Origin of the sequence: Salmonella sp. 3C (assembly GCF_025426275.1) — a bacterium.
Classification (GTDB): domain Bacteria; phylum Pseudomonadota; class Gammaproteobacteria; order Enterobacterales; family Enterobacteriaceae; genus Salmonella; species Salmonella enterica.
Genome location: NZ_CP104858.1, coordinates 3,869,855 through 3,888,794, shown reverse-complemented (window position 1 = coordinate 3,888,794; position 18,940 = coordinate 3,869,855). Strand labels below are relative to the sequence as shown.

Here is an 18,940-nt window from a genome sequence, read left to right as displayed (position 1 = left end):
ATCGCTTAATGTCTGCTTTTAGTGGGTTATACGGTGCATTTCACCATGCCGCGATAATCCACCGGCGCAACGCCCGCATCAATACGAACTTTCGTGGTTACGCCATCCACCGTGAATCCTTCCTGCTGGTCGATATACGGCTCATCCACGCCGTTAAGGTAAGCCACCTCAACGGTATCGCTGCCTTTTGCTGCAGTAAGATAGAAAGTGGACTGACTGGCGTCATCAAGACGAGGCTCCGCGATCACCGTGGCGAAATCTTTCACCGGGTTAATGATCCCGGCGTTAATATCCGCCCCCTTGACACTGACAGATTTAATCACCTGATTTGAAACAGACTCCATCGCCGTCGGCACCAGTACAAATGCCGGACGGATATTGAGGTGGCGATCGCCCTCTTTCTGCATCCGCATTAGCTGGCGCGCTTTATCCAGGGACGCCACATCCATAACGGCTTTTTCAAGGACGTTTGCGTGTTTCGTCTTGTCAAACAGCGCCACATTATCACTGGACAGTTTCTGGTTACTGATGAGAACGTCATAAACCAGATCGGCAATGGTGGCTTTTGCCGCACGTCCCAGCTTCATCGGGACATCCGTCAGCATATTCATATCATCATTGATGATGGCCTGGCGGGTAATGCTGAACAGCTCCCCATAGGTAGCGAGCGCAATGGTCGCCTGTTTATCCCCTGTGGTGACGTATTTGTATTCCGCTCCTTCACGAACCTGACGCAGTGAACTGAATCCCCCCATACCCACACGGTGCGCAATCCTGAAATCAGACAACTGTCCTTTTTTGGTCCAGGCATCGAAGGTTTCCGGCGCTTCCTGCCAGCCCTGCAGAATGGACTTGTTTGCAACATCCAGCAGAATGTTACCGAAATCGGAGGTGCTGTGCGTAAATGCCATGCCGATCATCTGCATGGGATTCATGCTGGACACGCCTGTACCCCTCGCCACCAGCGAAATTCGCGCCAGTTCACGCAGGGTCATACAGTTGTACGGGTTATCCTTCTGCGCTTCTTCATAGCCTGCGCGGGCCATCACGGCAGCGCGAACGGCGTCGCCGGTAATATTACCGTTTCCGGTATACATCCCGGCATGAAACTCTGCGCGATTCTGCGGACCGTTCAGCTGGTTAGTCGGCGTAATACCTTTCGCCATCTCGGCCAACAGTCTGTCCTTCGCCATTTCCAGAGAGCAATCCACATCAGCAATGCACTTTGCCATCAGCGAGGCATAACGATCGCCGGAAAGTGAAAACACATTCTGAATGCCGGTGATACGGTTACGCTGTTCTTCCTGCAGGCGTGCGCGAATGGCATTTTCATCTACAGTCACCAGCGACTGAGCCTGCGACTGAATCTGTGACTCAGGGGCTTTTGCCTGTGGCTGCGGTTGCGCGCCTGCATTGCCCTGCGGGGCGATAATCATACCTTTAATGCTCTGTGGCATATGCTCAAACTCCTCAACACGTTTTGAATGAATACAGGCCATTGCTTTTACAGGCTGTATCAGTTTGTCGGCAAACCCTTCACTGACGCACTCCGCGCCGCTCATCCAGGTCTCCTTTGCCAGCATGGCAGCAATATCTTCAGGCGTTTTTCCAGTTTTTTCGGTATAGATGGGGATAATGACGCTTTCGATCTTGTCAAGCAGGTCAGCATATTCCCGGATATCCTCCGCCTCACCCCCCGCCACTCCGCGCGGCTTATGAATCATCATCATGGCGTTTTCCGGCATAATGATGGGATTACCTACCATCGCAATAGCGGATGCCATTGAGCAGGCCATTCCATCGATATACACCGTTTTTTGCGCCGGATGATTTTTCAGGAGGTTATAAATGGCTATTCCGTCCAGTACTGCTCCGCCAGGTGAATGAATATGCAGATTTATCCGGTTAATCTGTCCCAGTGCAGCCAGTTCTTCTGCAAACCAGCGAGCCGAAATTCCCCATCCACCAATCTCGTCATAAATGCGGACTTCCGCCGTGTTATTGGCTGCAGCCCTGATGGAATACCAGCTATTACTGCTTCCCTCCCCGCGTCCGTTCCCTGCTGTCATCACCGGCGGCATTTTTATCGCCGCCACTGTTGTCTTCACTTCCGGCATTATCCTGTTCCCCCGGGTCATGTGCCGGATCAGTATCAAATACCAGTCCCAGCTTACGGTTTTCGTCAATTTCCGCCTTACGGCGGCGTTTCACTTCAGCAGGTGCGCCGCCACGGGCACGCACCCAGTCACTCTCTGTTGCCGCCCCGCCGCGTATCAGTATCCTCCAGGCATTCGCCTCTTTCAGCGGATCTATCCACGGCATAACCGGACCGGAATACACGACATTAAACAGGGTCGCCATGTCCGTGTCCGTCGGCACATCTATCACACCCGCCGTAATCGCCGTCGCCAGCCATCGCCGGTAAACCGGGCGACTGACGGCAGCAATAAAATTATCCTGTAGAATGGCGTATCCCTCCTGAGCCTCCACCAGCTCCTGACGCTGGGCGCTGTAGGTGCCGTCGTAGTTTCTAGCAATAGAAGAAAAACTTCCGCGTACACCTGCGGCAACCGCCCGCAGTTGCCCCATACGGAAAGACTCCAGGTTGGCATTTGGCCTGTCAGATTTGATGGTGCCGATATCCTCTCCCGGCAACAGGTCTTTCAGAATGGTGCCGGGTTCAATATCCAGATCGCGGTCTTTATCCGCATAATCTGGCGCGTCACCATCCTGTACCATTGCGTCACTGCGCCGGATAAACATGGCAAAAGCCGCCGAAATACGCGCGGCCAGCCTTTCACTGTCCTCATACTCCTTCAGATCCAGCAGCCGGATAATAACCGGCGCCAGCAGCGTGACGCCCCGCGCCTGATTCAGGCGACGGGTGAATTTAAGATGCAGCATATTTTCTGCATCGATAAGCTTGGTGGCCACCATAGCGGTGGCAAATCCCGGCCAGGATTTACAGACGATGTAACTTTTTGGCCTTTGCCAGTCGTTAAAATAGATCCCCTGAATCAGATTATTTGTACTGTCCGTCTGTTCCATCGAGACATAATCCGGTTCCATCGCCTCAAGCCAGAACGGTACGCCCGCCACCGGCTCAAGCCCCGGCATTTTTCCCGCCACCATCTGGGAGAACACCTCCCCGTCCCGCAACCATGTGCGTAACAAAAGGCGCTCCAGTACCGGGCGCGTATATTGTCCGGTCACGTCCGGCGACACGGACCACTCTGCCCATCTGGCGCGGATTTGTTCCGCCAGCGCGTTATTCAGCGTTCCGGCCACCGTCAGTGGTTGTGGCTCAACGATGATCCCCTTAGCCCCGATAACGCGCTCTTCCATCTTATCGAGCGCCCCCACCACCAGATCGTGATTGTTATCGAACCAGCGGGCCTGCTCCCGCAGGGACTTTCCGGCAATCTGGTTTAGTTGATTGGCGTTGCGGTTTTCACGCTTAATTTTATGTGTCCGGGTGGGTATTGCAGCCTCGTAAGCTTTTATTACTGCCCGCGATCGGAGTCTTGATACAGCCCATCCCGGCGACATCATGCTGATAGCTTTATCGATAAAATTCATGACAACCTCGCCCGGGTGAAAAGCCGTCGCGGATTATTTAACCGCTGTAACCTGTCTTCAATCTCGCGGCGCCCCTTCCTGATTTCCTCCAGGCTTTCCATTGTCATTGACTGACCGTTAAGCATGATGGACTTGCCTTTCAGTACAGCAAGCTCGGCCTCCAGATAGGCGTTGTACAACTCCTGTAGCCCTGCCCTGGTCATAACCACCCTCCTCCGGAACCACCGCCCCAGGCGGGTAAAATTTTTTTCTTCCTGGCTTTCACGGCTTTCTCTCCTCCTTCGTGTTGCTCCTGCTGGCGAACCTCAACAGGCTGCGTGGTTTTTGCGGCGTCTTTTTCCGGTAAACGAGCCCATCCTGGTGGTTTTTCCCAGTTGATTCGCTCATAGCCACGGAGAATAGCCAGCGCGTGGGCGTAACACATCAGATCGAGCGCCTCGTTATTACCGCGTCCCGGTTTTTTCCACTTTCCGTCTGCGCTGCGCTCTTCATAGGTCAGTTCCTCGTAGAACCACGGCCCCAGCCAGTCAGGAAAATGAATGTAATTCGCCCCCGGCTCCTCACGCTCCAGTGCGGCAGCTACCCTGTCTTTCAGGGCATTGGTCTGTAACAGATACAACGGCACATCCCCCCTGGCTTTTGCCCGACGTTCTGAGCGTTCGGTGTTATCGGGATAGGTTTTGGTGATCAGCTTCTCGCGTCGGGTACTGTCTCCCTTGAACAGATAAACGCGCCCGGCAACGCCTTTTCGCTTACACCTTCGCCAGAACGCGTAGGCATTATCGGTAACACCGTCTTCACCACCTGAGTCCACCGCCATTGCCAGTACCGGCATAAACTGTTCAGGATCTGCCGCCAGCGGATACGTCTTTTCCAGCACATCCGTTTTCAGCAAATCCCAGTCTTCCGGTCTTGCAGCCGGATTGACAGGCTGGCTTTCGCCATCCTCATTCACTCTCAGGGAATAACGGATGTTGTAGCGGTCAATGATCCAGCGTTCACCATATGCGCCATAGCCCACTACCTGGACCACAAAGCGCCGCTTTTTACCGCCCTGTACGTCAACGGTTGCCACAATAAAACGCACCCCGTCAGAAACGGTACGTTTTGATACGTCCTCAGCGCGTGCCATCAGCGCGTCACCGCTGCGTGCCTCCAGCGAGCGACGGGACTGATAGGGTAATCCCCAGTCCGTATTGATGACGGCTTTCAGGGTTTCCTCGCTGCCGGTTCGTTCGTATTCCTCTTCGGCGGTCAGCAGCTTGTAAACCAGTTGCGCCCAGGTCTGATAAGCCGCCGCCGGTCCCTCCATCCAGAAACTGGCGATACGTGAGCGGCGGGCTTCGCCGGTAATATTGCCGTCGCGGTCAATGTGCTGACCTTCCCGCAACCAGACGCCACGATTATTCAGCTCACGCTTCTGCTGTGGTTCAGTCAACTTATGGCAGTGTGGGCACTGAATCCGCGCTGCTTCACTGGCCTCCATAGGGTCGGCAATATGGCGATAGCCGGTCATATTCGCCATTGATGGCTGAAAATATTCGCCACAATGCGGACACGGCCAGTACCAGCGACGACGATCGCCACGGTTGTACAGGGAAAGTATTCCTGTGGTCGGCGGTGCTTCGTGCGGTGATGACGGTTTCCATCTGGTATCGGTAATTTCCCGCCCCGGCGAGCTCTCCACCAGTGTCATACCCAGCGACATAAACGTTGTGGTACGCTTCGACGCCAGCGAGAATGCATCCCCCTCACCATCAACATCTTCGGGGAACCGATCGTAGTCAGTCAGCGCCACACATTTAAAATCCGAAGACGAAAAAACATTGATTGATGGCCAGCCAATTTTCAGAAACGAGCCATCACGAAACGTTTTATCATGCACATTATTATCGTTACGGTGAGGGCTGAGTCTTCTTGCTATCGCCGGACTGTGGCGAAACATCTTTGCCAGACGCCGCTTTGAGTGCTCCTGCGCCTTGTCCTGAGTCATCTGAACCACCAGCATGTCAGACGGATCGCAGACAATATTGTAGGAAATCCAGCCGTCAATCAGCCCCAGCGTCTTACCGGTTCTTGCCGGGGCGACAAATACCACGGCATCGTAGCTGCGTGATGACAGGCAGTTCATGGCTTCCACCACATAGGGGGTCAGGGTGGATTCCCATGCCACAGAATTTCCCGCATCGCGTGGTACGCGCATATATTTTCTGACCGCATCCGATATTTTCATCCTGCGCGGCGGCCTGAACATCGATGAGATATCACATCCGGCAACAACGGCAGAGGCTAAACTATTCCTGCTCTTCCTCTTGCCCTTCGTCACCGTTGTCATCATCATCTCCGTTTATAGCATCCGCGCAGGCCTGGTATGTCATGCTGGCCAGATCTTCCCTGAGTTGATCAATAATTTTTTGCGTCATTTCCAGCGCATCAGGCGGCAATGCCGCATCCCTTTCCAGTAAGTCCGGCAGTACCTCCAGTGTCTTGACGACCGTTTTTGCCATGACAGCATAAACGCTCAGCACCTCGCTGGCCGGGATCAGAGTTCTCATCTCCTTTTCCAGCTCAATACGCGTCATTTCCGACTGAAACCATGCCCGTCGATCTGAGGGTTTCATCTTATTGGGGTCATTCTCCCCGGTAACAGCCGGCATCGTCATCATGGCGGTCAGAATATCCACCAGCCGGTAGATTTTCAGGTTACTACCGTTCCCACCTGAGGTTTTTACGCCCTTCAGCCTGCTGGCGATGGTCTGTCGGTGTGCACCAGTGATGGCCGAAAGCTGTGTGATGTTTAATTCGAGGCTTTTAATTTCCTGATCCACAGTCGTGCTCTTTTCCTGTATACGGTGAAAATGGCGTTCAGTGTCGAACAAAAAACGTACCGCCTCGACACTGAAAACAGTAAATGTATTGATTTTTAAGGTTATTTTTCAGTGCTGACAGAGACTAAAAAATCAAAAATCAGCCGATTCCCGCGAGCCCGAAGCCACCCGTGGCGCCCCCTGCCCGGGAGTACCTTTTTAATACAGTCACCATTGGTTACTAGTTTTTCCTGCATTACCGTGGCATTGGGTGCGAATGTACGCCTGCGCCCCTTCCAGTTGCTTTTGCATCGTCTTCACTCGCTCTTTGAGGGCGAAATAATCCCGTTGAGCGGAGTCTGCCAGTCTGGGGCTGGCTGCATTATCCATGCGGGCGGTGGAGGTGGATTTACCTGTCGGCACTGCGGGGCATGTTGCGTTGACGTACAGGCGACGGCGGCCAGCGGCAACATCATCGCGCAAAGCATCATTCTCAGCTTTCGCATCGGCTAATTCCTTCGTGTATTTTTCATCGAGGGCGGCAACGTCACGCTGGCGCTTAGTCATGTCGGTAATTGTCGCGTTCGCCAGCGTCAGCCTATGAGTAACGGTATCGCGCTGCTCTTTGTAGGTGATGGCGTTATTTCGGTAGTGATTTGCCAGCCGACCGGCAACAATTAGCGAGACAAGCAACAGGCCAACAAACATCGTTTTCCAGTTGAACATCATGACAGGAACAGAGCACGCTCCGCCTCACGCCGACGGGTAAGCCCGTTCAGTACTTTGCCACCAGCCTTATTCCAGCGCAGGAACTCATCAGCGGCGCCAGCGTAATCACCAGCGTTTAGCTTCCGCAGCAGAGTTGATGAGGATAATGTCCGGGCGCCGAGGTTGTACGCGAACGACACCAGCGCATCAAACTGGCCTTGCGTCAACTTGACCTTAACCAGTCTGGACACATCATTTTCATAACCGACTAAACCAGTGTTAAGCAAGCGCTCGGCAGTAGCCTCGTCAATCATCATTCCGGGCTTAACTGGCTTACCGTCAACAGAGTGGGTCCAGCCATAACCAATCGTCCAGGGATCTCCCCCCGTTCCCGGGTCCGGATAAGCTGTCAGGCTACAACCTTCAAACTCTTTGATTAGGGTAATGCCTTTTTCACTGATTCTCATCATTAACCCCTGCACGTTTTTTGAGTGCGCTAATTGCGATTTCGCGCAGCTTGTCCACACCGACAAAGCCAATAATTCCGCCAACGAAAGGCGAAATGGAAACCGGCAGGCCTACCACATCAAGCGCACTGGTGACACATAAGGAAAGAGCGCCACACAGGACGCCCTCAAGCCATTTATTTTTACGGGTGGCGCCGTCGTATATCAGTCGGCCGTAGGCAATGAGTCCGGCCATTAACGCCCCAAGTATCTGGGGCCACGCATTTTTGAGTCCGGTCAAAACCGCAGCCCAGAATTCAGGAGTCTTGTCATTCATTTTCATAAGCCTCACCTCCGATGATTTCGGATGGTAACTAGAGTGAGTGAAATGGTTGGGTTGCAGGGTTTAATATCTTGTAAAACAGGATTGCCTGTGGTTGCAGAATCTGAAAGTAAAATCACGCAGAGTACAATTTTAATGGAGGTGAGGCACAAATACTGCAAATTTAGCTTTTAGTTTAATTGATTGCGTGCTGAGTGAATTCTGTTTGACAAAAACATGCTATTTATAGAATGTTAATTCCATGTAATAAAAAGGATGTGTAACTCATCATGCCAACGGGAATTAAACCAATATTTATCAATAATATGATGTCAACATATGGATTATCCCATCCTCATGACAGCAAGGTATTTCCAGACCTTCCAGAACACCAAGATAATCCTTCGCAATTACGCCTCCAACATGATGGTCTTGCTACCGATGATAAAGCCAGGCTGGAACCAATGTGTCTTGCTGAATACCTTATCTCTGGACCAGGAGGAATGGATCCTGATATCGAAATTGATGATGATACCTATGATGAATGCCGTGAGGTGCTATCACGCATACTTGAAGATGCATACACTCAAAGCGGGACATTCCGCAGACTGATGAATTATGCCTACGATCAGGAATTGCGTGATGTAGAACAACGCTGGTTGCTGGGAGCCGGAGAAAACTTTGGTACTACCGTAACTGATGAGGACCTGGAGAGTTCAGAAGGCAGAAAAGTGATTGCCCTCAACCTGGATGATACAGACGATGATTCAATACCAGAGTACTATGAAAGTAATGATGGCCCACAACAATTTGATACAACACGCTCATTTATTCACGAAGTTGTACACGCGTTGACTCACCTTCAGGACAAAGAAGACAGTAATCCAAGAGGCCCGGTAGTCGAGTATACCAATATCATTTTAAAAGAGATGGGTCACACATCACCACCAAGAATCGCCTACGAATTTAGTAATTGACACTCATCAAAAAATGCAAAATCCCACGATGCTACAACACAGTAACCAGTTCAGGTCTGAGCTAATACAGGTCAGCAGTCCATAGACACTGGCTCCTGTCAGGATGCCACCTGCTAACCCAGTACCAGAAATCGATTCGGACATTCATCCCCCTCTGGTTGTGTGGGGCCTCTCAGTTATGAGGGGAAATAATAAATATCCTCCGGCATAGCCGGAGGATATTTATTCATAAAGAACACAATTAAGAATAATACCGATTTAATTAAAATAACTTGATCTCACAGTTGAAGAATGAATAATAGCGAGCCCTGCCAAGGCAGGGCATAGAAATAACCAACGAGAAGAAATAGGTAGGAACTAATGAAAAACACCGCTCTGGGTAAGTTCATTTTTATCGTCGGCACCGCGTTACTGCTCGGTGGCTGTAGTGGCATGGTCATGCCTCCCTATGCCACCCACGGTACATCGGTCGGAATCATTGCGCCAGCGGGAGGCTATAGCGAGTGGCACACGGATAGCCGCAACCACACCACAGGAGACAGTCACAGCCAGTCACAGGGAAACTGCACCCAAAGTGAAGATAGCCAGCTCAGCGAAAATAGTCTCACACGGACACACCAAAGCAACTGTAACACCCGTAGTCAAACCCACAGCAGTAGCACCAGCAAAACCCGCTCCAGCAGCGTCGGTTTCAGCGTCGGGGGGCCTGTTGGTGCTAGCATAGGGTTGATCAAGCAGATGGAGTCGATGAACCGTGCGCCAGCCAACGATATGAGTAGTAATGAGATGTTCAAGAATTTCGGTTTCTAGCACATAACGCCACCTGGTACCGTTGTGGTGTCTGGCCCGGCGGCTATCTGTAACGACTCACAATCGAAAAAAGTCAGACTCGCAATCAGCGCAAAAATAGATTGTGAGTCCATTGAATGGGGATCGTTGTGCATTTTCATAAGCCTCGCCCCCGATAGCTTGGATGGCGCTGTATTTGTAAGGGTGAGAGGCCCTCGGGCGGGGTTTTAACAACGAAGCATGTAGATGATGATTTCCGAGGGCTGAATAAAAAAACCGGCGAAAAGCCAGGAAGATGTAAATAAGGCCATTTCGACTCTGTGGACGAAGATACCCTAACATTAGTTTGATGTGTGGCAATTCTTACCGAGGGTGTTGAGCAATCCTCTCTAAACTATTTCTGCGAGGCTATATAAAGTTCATGAGTATCAGCTAACTGCACAAATTTGTACTTAATAGCCCCCAATAAAGTACCTAATCTTGTATGACCCTCCATAAGGTGTAAGCCGCTCTCTCCAGGAATAATAAGCGAACGCTCAATAAACATCGGTGGTTCAGCCCATGTACCGAATTTAAGCCAATGGTTTGCAACCTCTTCACGGGCATCAATGCAAAACTTGCTGCCGCAGGCATTAAAGTCTTCTGAAATCTCGAGCATGTAATCAGGATATGTGGCATTTCTGCCAAACTTTGTAAACTCTGCTGTTTTCAATCTGACCAAATCCCACTTCAGTGATTTAAGATTTAGATGCCCATACAAGGTTTGAAATTCAGAATTATTAGATAACCCACAATAAATTTGCTTAAAAATTTGTTCTGGAGCTTCGATCCCATATTGCTCACGAAGGATGGCAATTCCTTCTTCTTCCTTATACAACGGGTCGGGACCAAAAACTTGAAATAAATCACGATAAAACATCATCAATTCCTATTGCTGATTAATACAAAAATCCCGTTCCTCAGCAGGCTTGCATATTTTAGGCATGATATCAAATTTACATGAAATATATGTATTTCAGTTCGGTTTTGCAAGACTTATATCCAAATTTGTCGCCTTTTGTTGTGAACGCGATCGTGTTACGGAGATAAGCGCATCACTATCAAGCCGTTTAAAGCTGTTACGCATTACTAACCAATGAGACATGTACGTCTCTGTCCAGGTAGATTTTGCCACGCCCATCAGTTCCGCCAACGTTTGGTACTCATACGTCTCACGTCTGGCCAGTTCCGCCTTCACATCCTGCGCAGCAAGCCAGATGAGCTGGCGCAACCGTGCTAAAGTCTTCTTCGCAACTCGCTTCCCTTCCAACTGCTGGCTGAATTTTTCCCAAGCCCATCGAGTTACAGTGACCTGATATTCCCAGCAGGTGTTTTCACTGTAATTCCACAATAGCCAGGCCTTATTATGTTCTTCGAGTGACAAAAGCGCACGGCGCCATGAGGAAGTGGAGTATTCTACGGGCTGCACAAGCGGAATTGCGCTTCCTTTCGCCAGTGATTGCTTACCAGCAATCGGTGGATTATTCAGCGTTATCATTTTTCCGGTCACTTCATCCCTGATACGCTGTTTTTTTCGGGGATAGTTTTTCGTATAGAGCTGGGCGTTCTCCAGCCATGCCTGCAACTGACCTTTCGTGGCGCCACTCAGATCTGCAGTCGCCACGATGAGCTGCTGTCGCACATATTCCAGATATTGTGTATTCATACGGTACCGCCCGTTATCTTCACGTAGTTTTTCAAAATCCGGTAATCGATCAGGATGGAACCCGGAAATGGTATAAGCACAACTGCTACCAGCGAGCACGGAGATGATCGGCAAAGTAGGATTCGAATGTCATGCCGCCTCCAGCTTTTTTAGCGCACGCAGATCCGCCAGTGCAGCGATCCTGATTTCTTTCAGCTCCTCAACCGTCCAACGTTGCGGAGTATTATTGCTCTCAAGTTCCAGCACCTCCGCCTCACCGTAACGCTCAACCTTCACGCCACGGCGCCGGTATCCCGCCACCAGCTCATCCGCCTCTTCGGTGGTACACACCGGATGCTGAAACCATGTCATTTTCATGCGAACTCCAGCAGATGCGCGGCCACATTTTCAACTTCTTCCAGAGAGGAAAATTTACGAAACAGAATCCAGTTCCACAGGACGTTCAGCACAGCTTTATAGACCTGTTGAAACTCGGTTTCGTCCATACTGGCGAATGCTATGGATTTCGCCCGGCGCCCGCGACTGCCATCCGGATAAAAATGCTCGGTATAAAACCCGGCCTGAACGGTTACCCATTCCCGGAAGGCATCGAAAGACTTAAGAAGGGCGACGTCCCCGGTTCGCAGGGTAGCTACGTTATGGAGGTACTGTTCCGCCGCCTCGTTAAGGGCCGGGGTATATTCCTGGCCTGCGGAGTCGCAAAGAAAATTAACGAACCCGGAGATAAGTTTCTGTTCCCGCGATGTGACCGTGCCGCCCGTTGGCATCCAGTAGTCGAAACCAAGCTGAAGGAGTTTAAAAAATCGTTTATGAAAGGCGTAGTTGCGGACACGTTTAAAATCGGCGTGTATCCACTCACCGATTTTTACTGAGCGCAGGAAACCCCCACTCTCCGGCGTCGCCGGGAGCAGAAGCCCTGATGAGGTTTGCTTGACCAGTTGTAAATGCGCCATCGTTCTCTCCGTTGGCGCAGTAGATTGGGAGTTCAGCCCGCAGACGAGTATAACAAAGGATGATTATTCATGATAACCGGCCCTGATAGTCAGCTCATTAATCAGGGTATCGCTCCCCATGATGTCATTTTGCAACAACGGCAGAAACCGGACATAGCGGCCATCCCGATACATCAATGACCTGTTGCAGTCAGGAAAAAAATCCATTTCAGCAATTACTGTCATGTCATCACGGCGAATAACAGCATATTTACAAGTGAATGTTTTATTTAAATTTTTCACGGTGTCTCCATAGATAACGAACTTGAGCATTTTTAAAGCATCTTCATTCTCAACATGAATATATAGGAGACTATTAATTATCATCATCAATAAATATGTCTATTTTTTGACCATATGCAATGACATTTTCTCTGTGTTCTATTTATAATCTTATAACTGGTTATTTTTTGACATGCTCATTTCCCGGACATTAAAAAAACCGCCGACGCAGGTATTAAGTGCGGGTACATTGAGGTTGTCTGACACATCACAGGTGATGGAGATTCATCCCCCAAGGTCTCTTACTTAGCAATGAAGACAACTACCTCCTCTCTGTCTGGCCGGTTCGATCGCAGTCTCTCCTCGTTACTGGTGCAGTCACTGTGACAGTGATGCAGATGATAATCAGGACGATTAACATCGCTGCGGTTGACTTATCCGGCAAAATTATGCTGCCATGATGCCAGTTAACCATACTGGCATCATGGCCAACCGGCATCGAAAAGCATGTTGGCCAGACTCGCAGGCCATTGAATCACGCAACAACCAGTTACTGTCATCTGATGAAAAAGGCTGTGCATAACAGAATCAGAACTGACTGGTATCAGGGCCATGTTCTTCAGCAGCAAATACATAAGATGAAGCAAGATATAAAGAATGAAGGGAAAATAGAGTATAAAAAACGTACAGAATTGTCTGAAGTAACTTCCCTGCAGCATTGACGCCGCAGGGAATCTATTTATGGTGTAACTATATTGAACCAGAACTCAAACTTGTCCATATAGCCCAGCATCTCATCCAGTTTCGCAGCATTACCGGTAACGTTGACTTCTCCTTTATCTTGAGCCTGCTTCAGAGTTTCTTCCTTCAGGATAATTTTATTCAGCGTGTCACGGTTCAGAGTAATCGTGGCATCAGCATCTTTCGCTTCAGCATTAGCCGTGTGGTTCAGCACGCCATTTTCCAGCTCAAGCTTGTACTTTCCGCCGTCGCTGCCAAGGTCAATATTAAATACCGCCCGGGCATTACCCGCTTTTTCACCGTTGATATGTACAGCCAGAAAGTCGAAGAACATTTCAGGGGTCATCGCCCGAACGGTATCCGGACTTGCTGTATTTGGCGTCGGACCTTTAACCACACCGTTACGCAGCTCCTGCGCACCGGTCAGGTAGAAGTTACGCCATGGACCAGATTCAGCCTGATACCCCAATTGCTCCAGCGCATCGGCTTCAAGGTTACGTGCATTCTGGTTATTTGGATCGGCAAACACGACCTTACTCACCACCTGAGCAACCCAACGGTAGTTCCCCTGGTCAAAGTCTGCTTTAGCTTTCTGAAGAATCGCATCGGCACCGCCCATGTATTCAACAAATTTCTTGGCCGCTTCTTCGGGTGGCAGCTCATCAAGGGTTGCCGGATTGCCATCGAACCAACCGAGATACAGCACATACGTTGCTTTTACGTCATGGCTGATGGAGCCGTAATAGCCGCGGTTGGCCCAGGTTTTTGCCAGGCTATCCGGTAGTTTAAAGTTGGCCGCTATTTCGTCGCGAGTCAGACCTTCATTGGCCATGCGCAGAGTCTGGTCATTGATATAACGATACAGGTCTCGCTGGCTTTTCAGCAGACCAACAACATTCTCGTTACCCCAGGTCGGCCAGTGGTGCTGGGCCATAATAATTTCAGCTTTGTCACCCCAACGCACTATAGCTTCGTTGATATATTTCGACCACGGCAACGGCTCACGAATTTTTGCGCCACGTAGCGAGTAAGTGTTATGCAGGGTGTGAGTGACGTCCTCTGCGGCTTCGATGAGTTTCTTCTCTTCGATGAACCACAGCATTTCCGAAGGGGCTTCCGAACCAGGGGCCAGCATAAAGTCGTAAGTCAGGCCATCAATCACTTCTTTCTGGCCGTCTTTATCGATGATATTAGTGGGCGCAATCAGTGTCACCGTCCCCGCAGAGGTGGTCGTCCCCAGTCCGGCGCCAACCTGGCCGGAGGCATCTGGTTTCAGGAGGTTGCCATACATATAGCTGGCACGGCGGCTCATCACGTTGCCGGCCATAATATTCTCGGCTACTGCTGCCTCCATAAAGCCAGCAGGCGCATACACTTTCACCTTGCCGGATTTCACGTCCGCTTCATCGACAACGCCACGCACACCGCCATAGTGGTCAACATGGCTATGAGTATAAATGATGGCGACAACAGGCTTATTGCCACGGTTTTTGAAATACAAATCCATACCGGCTTTGGCTGTTTCCGCAGAAACCAGCGGATCGACAACCGTAATCCCCTCTTTACCTTCGATAATCGTCATGTTGGATAAATCAAGGTTACGAATCTGGTAGACGCCGTCTGTGACTTCAAACAAGCCACTGATATTGATTAGCTGGGACTGACGCCACAGACTAGGGTTAACAGTGTCAGGAGATTTTTCCCCTTCTTTTATGAAAGCGTACTGCTGTGGATTCCAGATGACATTCCCTTGCTCTCCCTTAATCACCTCTTCAGGTAAACCAGCGATAAAGCCTTTATGGGCATTCGTGAAATCGGTGTTATCAGAGAAAGGAAGTTGGTTATAAAGCGCATCGTTAGCTTGCTTGGTTGAAGCAGTGGCACCTTTTGGGGCTTCCTGTGCAAATAAAGGTGTCAGCGCAGTGGAAGAGAGTAGCCCCGCCAGCGCAAAACTTTTAACGATCAACTTAAGTCTCATTTGTACCCCTCATGTAAAAATATTCTGTATCACTCAGTCTGGTAGATTAATTATCTGTTAATTCAAACAATTAAAGTTATTGCTGACCATTTTCTCTCTTTTAAATATAACCAAAACGTTACATTTCGCTATTTATGGATACAAATAAATCGTGTTTTACGTCAGCCAGTTCCATCCTCTTTTAGTAAGTGGGGTAAGCTCGCTTCCCGTTTCCGGGAGACAACTATAATTATTCCCCCTACTACAGAAGCTTTGACTATAAGTTCGTCACTGTGGAACAAAAATCATCTCATCAGCCAAAAATGCTGCCTGGCCTGATAGCTTTTCCATTTTTCACTGTGAGGTATCTGCGCACTACACTGGATAGTAATTATTCATTATATGAGGCGGTTAAGGATGGGGCAGGATTCGGACGACAGGCGCCGTACTTCCAGTGCTGGAAGGATATGGCAGGATCATAAAGATATGGTCACGCAAGCGCTACGTGTAAGTATTCCGTGGTTCACATTTGTGAATATCAGTTTTGCGCTTATCATTTTATTTCGCCACATACTCATCAGTGACTTTGACAAGTCGATCAGTGCACAGACTGGAATACTGCCTTTAATAGACGATATTATGGGCAGTATTATTGTTTTTTCGTTCCTGATACTCCTTTTCATTTACCGCCTTCCGGCCAGATTTACTCCTCTTTGTCTGGTGATGCTGCTGATTCTCAGTCTGATGTGGAGCTATTGTAGCTACTTTTTTATTGTCTGGTGGCAACTGCCTTTTGCCTGGCCTCTCAGTGTCATCCTTATGCTTACCGCGCTGGCTGCGCTTTATTATCATCTGCCAGCGTTGCTATTTTTCATCGTCCCGTTATGGCTGACCGCCCTGCTGGCCAGTGTGCAGCTTAACCAGTATGTGAATATCCGGTTTTTATTAGTCTGGCTTACTCTTACCACCATACTCATTTATGGTCGCTTTATCCTGCAGCGCTGGTTTGATGAAGCCTGGTTGCGTTACCAGGAAAACCGGATGCTTATCGCGCGTCTCGACGTTATGGCTCACCAGGATGCACTGACCGGGACCGCTAATCGACGTTCAATGGAAAGTTTTCTTGGGGATGCTCTCCGCCAGACGGAGCCGTTTGCACTGATCATGCTCGATGTGGACTATTTCAAAAACTATAACGACCATTATGGTCACCAGGCTGGCGATGCCTGTCTGGCAAAGGTGGCCGGGGTAATGAAGAGGTCGGTTCGTACTCCGGCAGACCTGGTGGCACGTTACGGGGGCGAGGAGTTTGTCGTTGTGCTGCCTTCGTCGTCGCTGAATGAAGCTGCACTGGTTGCTGAACGTATTCAGACAAACCTGCGTGAAACCGCAATGCCGCATGCAGCATCTGCGGTTAGCGAAACGGTCACCGTCAGTATGGGCATCACCCTTTCCACAGCCGGTGACACTGTTACCGGCATTATTGCCAGAGCGGACGAGGCCCTTTATCGGGCTAAACAACAGGGACGTAATCGTTGGGTAAAGTAAAACCAGTTGCCCGGTGTTTGATACAGATGATCACCTTGCCATACTCAGATAATTAAAACTGAATATTTGGAAGCAAAAAAGACAGTCGGACTCACGGAACCTTTGCGCTGGTACAGCCTGAATATCAGATAAAATTATGTCCAGCCGCAGACAACCAGTTGACAGTGGAATATTCCTGGTGTTGTGAACAAGGCGACATTCACAACACGACTGTGCTCACGGAATTCAAATGCCGAACGGGTGATTACGATATTCGCTACCTCTGCAAAGTTATATTATTCGATTTTCATGCAGATTTCACCTCCCGGTAATGTCCCCGATAAAATGCCAGTACCCTTTGCATCGTCACGCTGTTCCGGCACTCCGTACAGATAACGTTTCTGGTCCGGTCGTAGGAACTCACGACACCTTCCGGCGTTTTCAGAAAGCGGGTAATCCTGGCATCTTCACGTTTCTGCTTCCAAAGCAGGAAAGCCTGTTCCGAAGGAAAAATACCGCTTCTCCCGGCCTGATACAGATCCCCACAACTTTCCGCCTTTTCCAGGTAGTGGCGGGCTGTAAAAATGGTTAACCCTGTTATCTTCCGCAGCTCTCCAAACGTCATCCGACCATGTGTTCGTACCAGTTCCGTCAGGCGCTTCTGTATTTCAGCTTTCTGCGCCGGTGTGTAATTTCTGCTCATAAGTCCCCCCTGTTAAAGCCTTCCCGCCGCCTTACGCCGTCTGAATTCTTCCATCATCAGTTGTGCCGGGGTTGGCCCTGCCGGATGGCGCGGCGCTGCAAGTTGACGGCGTACCGGCGGTATGCTGAAACCATTACCGACGTGTTTTGTCCACTTCGCCAGTAACCGTTCTGCAAGTCGTTTCAGTTCGCCTTCCGTCATCTGGTGCTCAACGCCCGTTCTGCGCATCTCGGTGCAGATGTGATACAGAACCGGCTGAGGCCACGGATATTTATCACTGCCGGAGTAGCGCCAGGACTCGTTACGCCAGTGACGATATTCCGCCAGCACCGCATCGGCTGTGAGACCAAACGCATTAGCTCCGCTTTCAGAAACCAGCGCAATAAACTCAGCCAGGTCCGGCGGCCATGTCTCAGCCGCCCGGCATCGCTCCATACACTGCTGACAAATCAGCCGGATTTGGCGCTCAGTCATCGCCCCAATCTGGGCCACCCACAGCTTCGAAGGTGCCGCGCCGTTCTTCTGCGTCCATCGGTTCGAATAAATTTCCCCCATGACTTCCCAGAGTCGCCAGGCCGTCTCCGTCGCTGGCGATCCCGTTTTCGCGTTCCCACTGCACGCGGGCTGCCCTGATTTGCTGTACTGCCCGCGATGCGGTGCTGTCTGGCTGGATTTCTGCATGGCTTTCTCCCCTGCTGGCTGGTTTCGCCTTTGCCCTGACGTGGTTTACGTGACGGGCGAATTTTTGTTCCCACTGGATTTGTGTGAACACCTTTCCCTCCGACGTCCAGTAATCCCTGAACGCGACAAGCTCCGTAGGTAAATACTCCGGCTCTGGTAACGCAACGCCCCAATGGGCGGCCCGTTGTCGGAAATCCAGCGAGGGATGCCAGTCATCCATCATTGAGAATTTCCCGATCGGCTCGTTCAGGTATTCCGGTTCAGTCACGACAGGCTGTTGCATAATTCCAGGCTGACTAACCGGAGCACTCGCGCGCGCGCACGCGTTATGTGTGGGGTTTAATTCTTTTAGATCTATATCTTTATTAGTTCCCTTTTTGTTGGCTTCCTGTTTAAACACCGAACCAACACCTGTTGAACATGTGTTACTTCCACTGGCGGCCTGCGTTTTCTTCCTGTTCCTTCTGGACTGAACAGATGCTTTCCCTGCTGCCGACTTTTTCGCCAGAACATCCCTGACCGCAGCGAGATCATTTTCGATACGCTCATGAGTCCATTCAGTGCCGTTATCAATGAAAAATTCTCTCAGGGACTCTTCCACAGCCCCCCATCGTTCACTGCTAATCCGAGCAATTTTTGCCAGCCTGTTTTTCGGGATAGCTCTTCCGGTCTGCCAGTAATTGAACATCAACAACAAATAGGCTCCATGCTCCTCGGCAGAAAGGTGCATGGTGTCCGCCAGATAATCAGCGATGTAAAGCTGCATGTATGGAAGTGCGGCCAT

The 18,940-nt window shown here is 50.2% G+C and carries 21 protein-coding genes and 1 pseudogene; 3 read left to right on the top strand and 19 right to left on the bottom strand.

All coding sequences use genetic code 11. The features are described from left to right. Positions 1-26: 26 nt before the first annotated feature. From N7E69_RS18680 to N7E69_RS18645, 8 genes are all read right to left on the bottom strand, one after another. Positions 27-2,108, bottom strand: coding sequence for a ClpP-like prohead protease/major capsid protein fusion protein (locus N7E69_RS18680; protein WP_010989008.1), 2,082 nt, complete (start codon positions 2,106-2,108; stop codon positions 27-29). After that, a complete protein-coding gene (locus N7E69_RS18675; RefSeq protein ID WP_001009211.1) occupies positions 2,032-3,579 on the bottom strand; it encodes a phage portal protein in 1,548 nt (515 codons plus the stop codon). The genes N7E69_RS18680 and N7E69_RS18675 overlap by 77 nt, the downstream gene beginning before the upstream one ends. Next, positions 3,576-3,782, bottom strand: coding sequence for a hypothetical protein (locus tag N7E69_RS18670; RefSeq protein WP_000196190.1), 207 nt, complete (start codon positions 3,780-3,782; stop codon positions 3,576-3,578). Before N7E69_RS18670 ends, N7E69_RS18675 begins: the two co-directional genes overlap by 4 nt. Beyond that, entirely contained in the window at positions 3,779-5,917 is a 2,139-nt protein-coding gene (locus N7E69_RS18665; RefSeq protein ID WP_000989241.1) for a phage terminase large subunit family protein, read from the bottom strand. The genes N7E69_RS18670 and N7E69_RS18665 overlap by 4 nt, the downstream gene beginning before the upstream one ends. Next, positions 5,874-6,407 (bottom strand): DUF1441 family protein, encoded by a 534-nt coding sequence (locus N7E69_RS18660; protein ID WP_024139201.1) that lies wholly within the window; start codon positions 6,405-6,407, stop codon positions 5,874-5,876. The genes N7E69_RS18665 and N7E69_RS18660 overlap by 44 nt, the downstream gene beginning before the upstream one ends. A 207-nt stretch (positions 6,408-6,614) precedes the next feature. Further along, positions 6,615-7,094, bottom strand: a complete 480-nt coding sequence (locus N7E69_RS18655; protein ID WP_001541990.1) for a lysis protein — start codon at positions 7,092-7,094, stop codon at positions 6,615-6,617. A gap of 17 nt (positions 7,095-7,111) precedes the next feature. Then, positions 7,112-7,564, bottom strand: coding sequence for a lysozyme (locus N7E69_RS18650; protein WP_000984586.1), 453 nt, complete (start codon positions 7,562-7,564; stop codon positions 7,112-7,114). After that, positions 7,548-7,877, bottom strand: coding sequence for a phage holin, lambda family (locus N7E69_RS18645; RefSeq protein WP_001574216.1), 330 nt, complete (start codon positions 7,875-7,877; stop codon positions 7,548-7,550). Before N7E69_RS18645 ends, N7E69_RS18650 begins: the two co-directional genes overlap by 17 nt. A gap of 275 nt (positions 7,878-8,152) precedes the next feature. Here N7E69_RS18645 and gtgA point away from each other — a divergent pair, with 275 nt between their 5' ends. After that, positions 8,153-8,839, top strand: coding sequence for a type III secretion system effector protease GtgA (gene gtgA, locus N7E69_RS18640; RefSeq protein ID WP_001574215.1), 687 nt, complete (start codon positions 8,153-8,155; stop codon positions 8,837-8,839). Positions 8,840-9,199: 360 nt separating this feature from the next. Further along, positions 9,200-9,649: a hypothetical protein gene (locus N7E69_RS18635; protein ID WP_000798708.1), complete on the top strand. Its 450-nt coding sequence runs from the start codon at positions 9,200-9,202 to the stop codon at positions 9,647-9,649. Between the two features lie 373 nt (positions 9,650-10,022). Here N7E69_RS18635 and N7E69_RS18630 read toward each other — a convergent pair whose 3' ends face one another. The 8 genes and pseudogenes from N7E69_RS18630 to N7E69_RS18595 all read right to left on the bottom strand — a co-directional run bounded on the left by N7E69_RS18630 (position 10,023) and on the right by N7E69_RS18595 (position 15,266). After that, positions 10,023-10,547: a hypothetical protein gene (locus N7E69_RS18630; protein WP_001574213.1), complete on the bottom strand. Its 525-nt coding sequence runs from the start codon at positions 10,545-10,547 to the stop codon at positions 10,023-10,025. Between the two features lie 96 nt (positions 10,548-10,643). Further along, entirely contained in the window at positions 10,644-11,333 is a 690-nt protein-coding gene (locus N7E69_RS18625) for a bacteriophage antitermination protein Q (RefSeq protein ID WP_001097218.1), read from the bottom strand. Next, the gene (locus tag N7E69_RS24600; RefSeq protein ID WP_012539865.1) at positions 11,330-11,413 is read right to left on the bottom strand and encodes a YlcG family protein; all 84 of its coding nucleotides are present in this window, start codon (positions 11,411-11,413) and stop codon (positions 11,330-11,332) included. The genes N7E69_RS18625 and N7E69_RS24600 overlap by 4 nt, the downstream gene beginning before the upstream one ends. Positions 11,414-11,462: 49 nt before the next feature. Continuing rightward, a pseudogene (locus tag N7E69_RS18615) lies at positions 11,463-11,615 on the bottom strand (recombination protein NinG); the annotation flags it as partial. Positions 11,616-11,686: 71 nt separating this feature from the next. Beyond that, on the bottom strand, positions 11,687-12,286 hold the full coding sequence (locus tag N7E69_RS18610) for a DUF1367 family protein (protein WP_261743143.1): 600 nt from the start codon (positions 12,284-12,286) through the stop codon (positions 11,687-11,689). 63 nt (positions 12,287-12,349) lie between these two features. Continuing rightward, positions 12,350-12,598 (bottom strand): hypothetical protein, encoded by a 249-nt coding sequence (locus N7E69_RS18605; RefSeq protein ID WP_000911593.1) that lies wholly within the window; start codon positions 12,596-12,598, stop codon positions 12,350-12,352. A gap of 271 nt (positions 12,599-12,869) precedes the next feature. Beyond that, positions 12,870-12,968: a hypothetical protein gene (locus N7E69_RS18600; protein ID WP_223151200.1), complete on the bottom strand. Its 99-nt coding sequence runs from the start codon at positions 12,966-12,968 to the stop codon at positions 12,870-12,872. Between the two features lie 318 nt (positions 12,969-13,286). Next, on the bottom strand, positions 13,287-15,266 hold the full coding sequence (locus tag N7E69_RS18595) for an alkyl/aryl-sulfatase (RefSeq protein ID WP_001237395.1): 1,980 nt from the start codon (positions 15,264-15,266) through the stop codon (positions 13,287-13,289). Between the two features lie 396 nt (positions 15,267-15,662). Between N7E69_RS18595 and N7E69_RS18590 the strand changes: the two genes are divergently transcribed. Then, a complete protein-coding gene (locus tag N7E69_RS18590; protein WP_000529512.1) occupies positions 15,663-16,793 on the top strand; it encodes a GGDEF domain-containing protein in 1,131 nt (376 codons plus the stop codon). 286 nt (positions 16,794-17,079) lie between these two features. Here the strand turns inward: N7E69_RS18590 and N7E69_RS18585 are convergent, their stop codons facing one another. Genes N7E69_RS18585 through N7E69_RS18575 form a run of 3 tightly spaced genes read right to left on the bottom strand, consistent with a single transcriptional unit; the run spans position 17,080 to position 18,940 of the window. Next, a complete protein-coding gene (locus N7E69_RS18585) occupies positions 17,080-17,475 on the bottom strand; it encodes a DUF977 family protein (protein ID WP_000089417.1) in 396 nt (131 codons plus the stop codon). Between the two features lie 12 nt (positions 17,476-17,487). Next, the gene (locus tag N7E69_RS18580) at positions 17,488-18,030 is read right to left on the bottom strand and encodes a replication protein P (protein ID WP_158000546.1); all 543 of its coding nucleotides are present in this window, start codon (positions 18,028-18,030) and stop codon (positions 17,488-17,490) included. Continuing rightward, entirely contained in the window at positions 17,942-18,940 is a 999-nt protein-coding gene (locus N7E69_RS18575; protein ID WP_000729536.1) for a DUF1376 domain-containing protein, read from the bottom strand. The genes N7E69_RS18580 and N7E69_RS18575 overlap by 89 nt, the downstream gene beginning before the upstream one ends.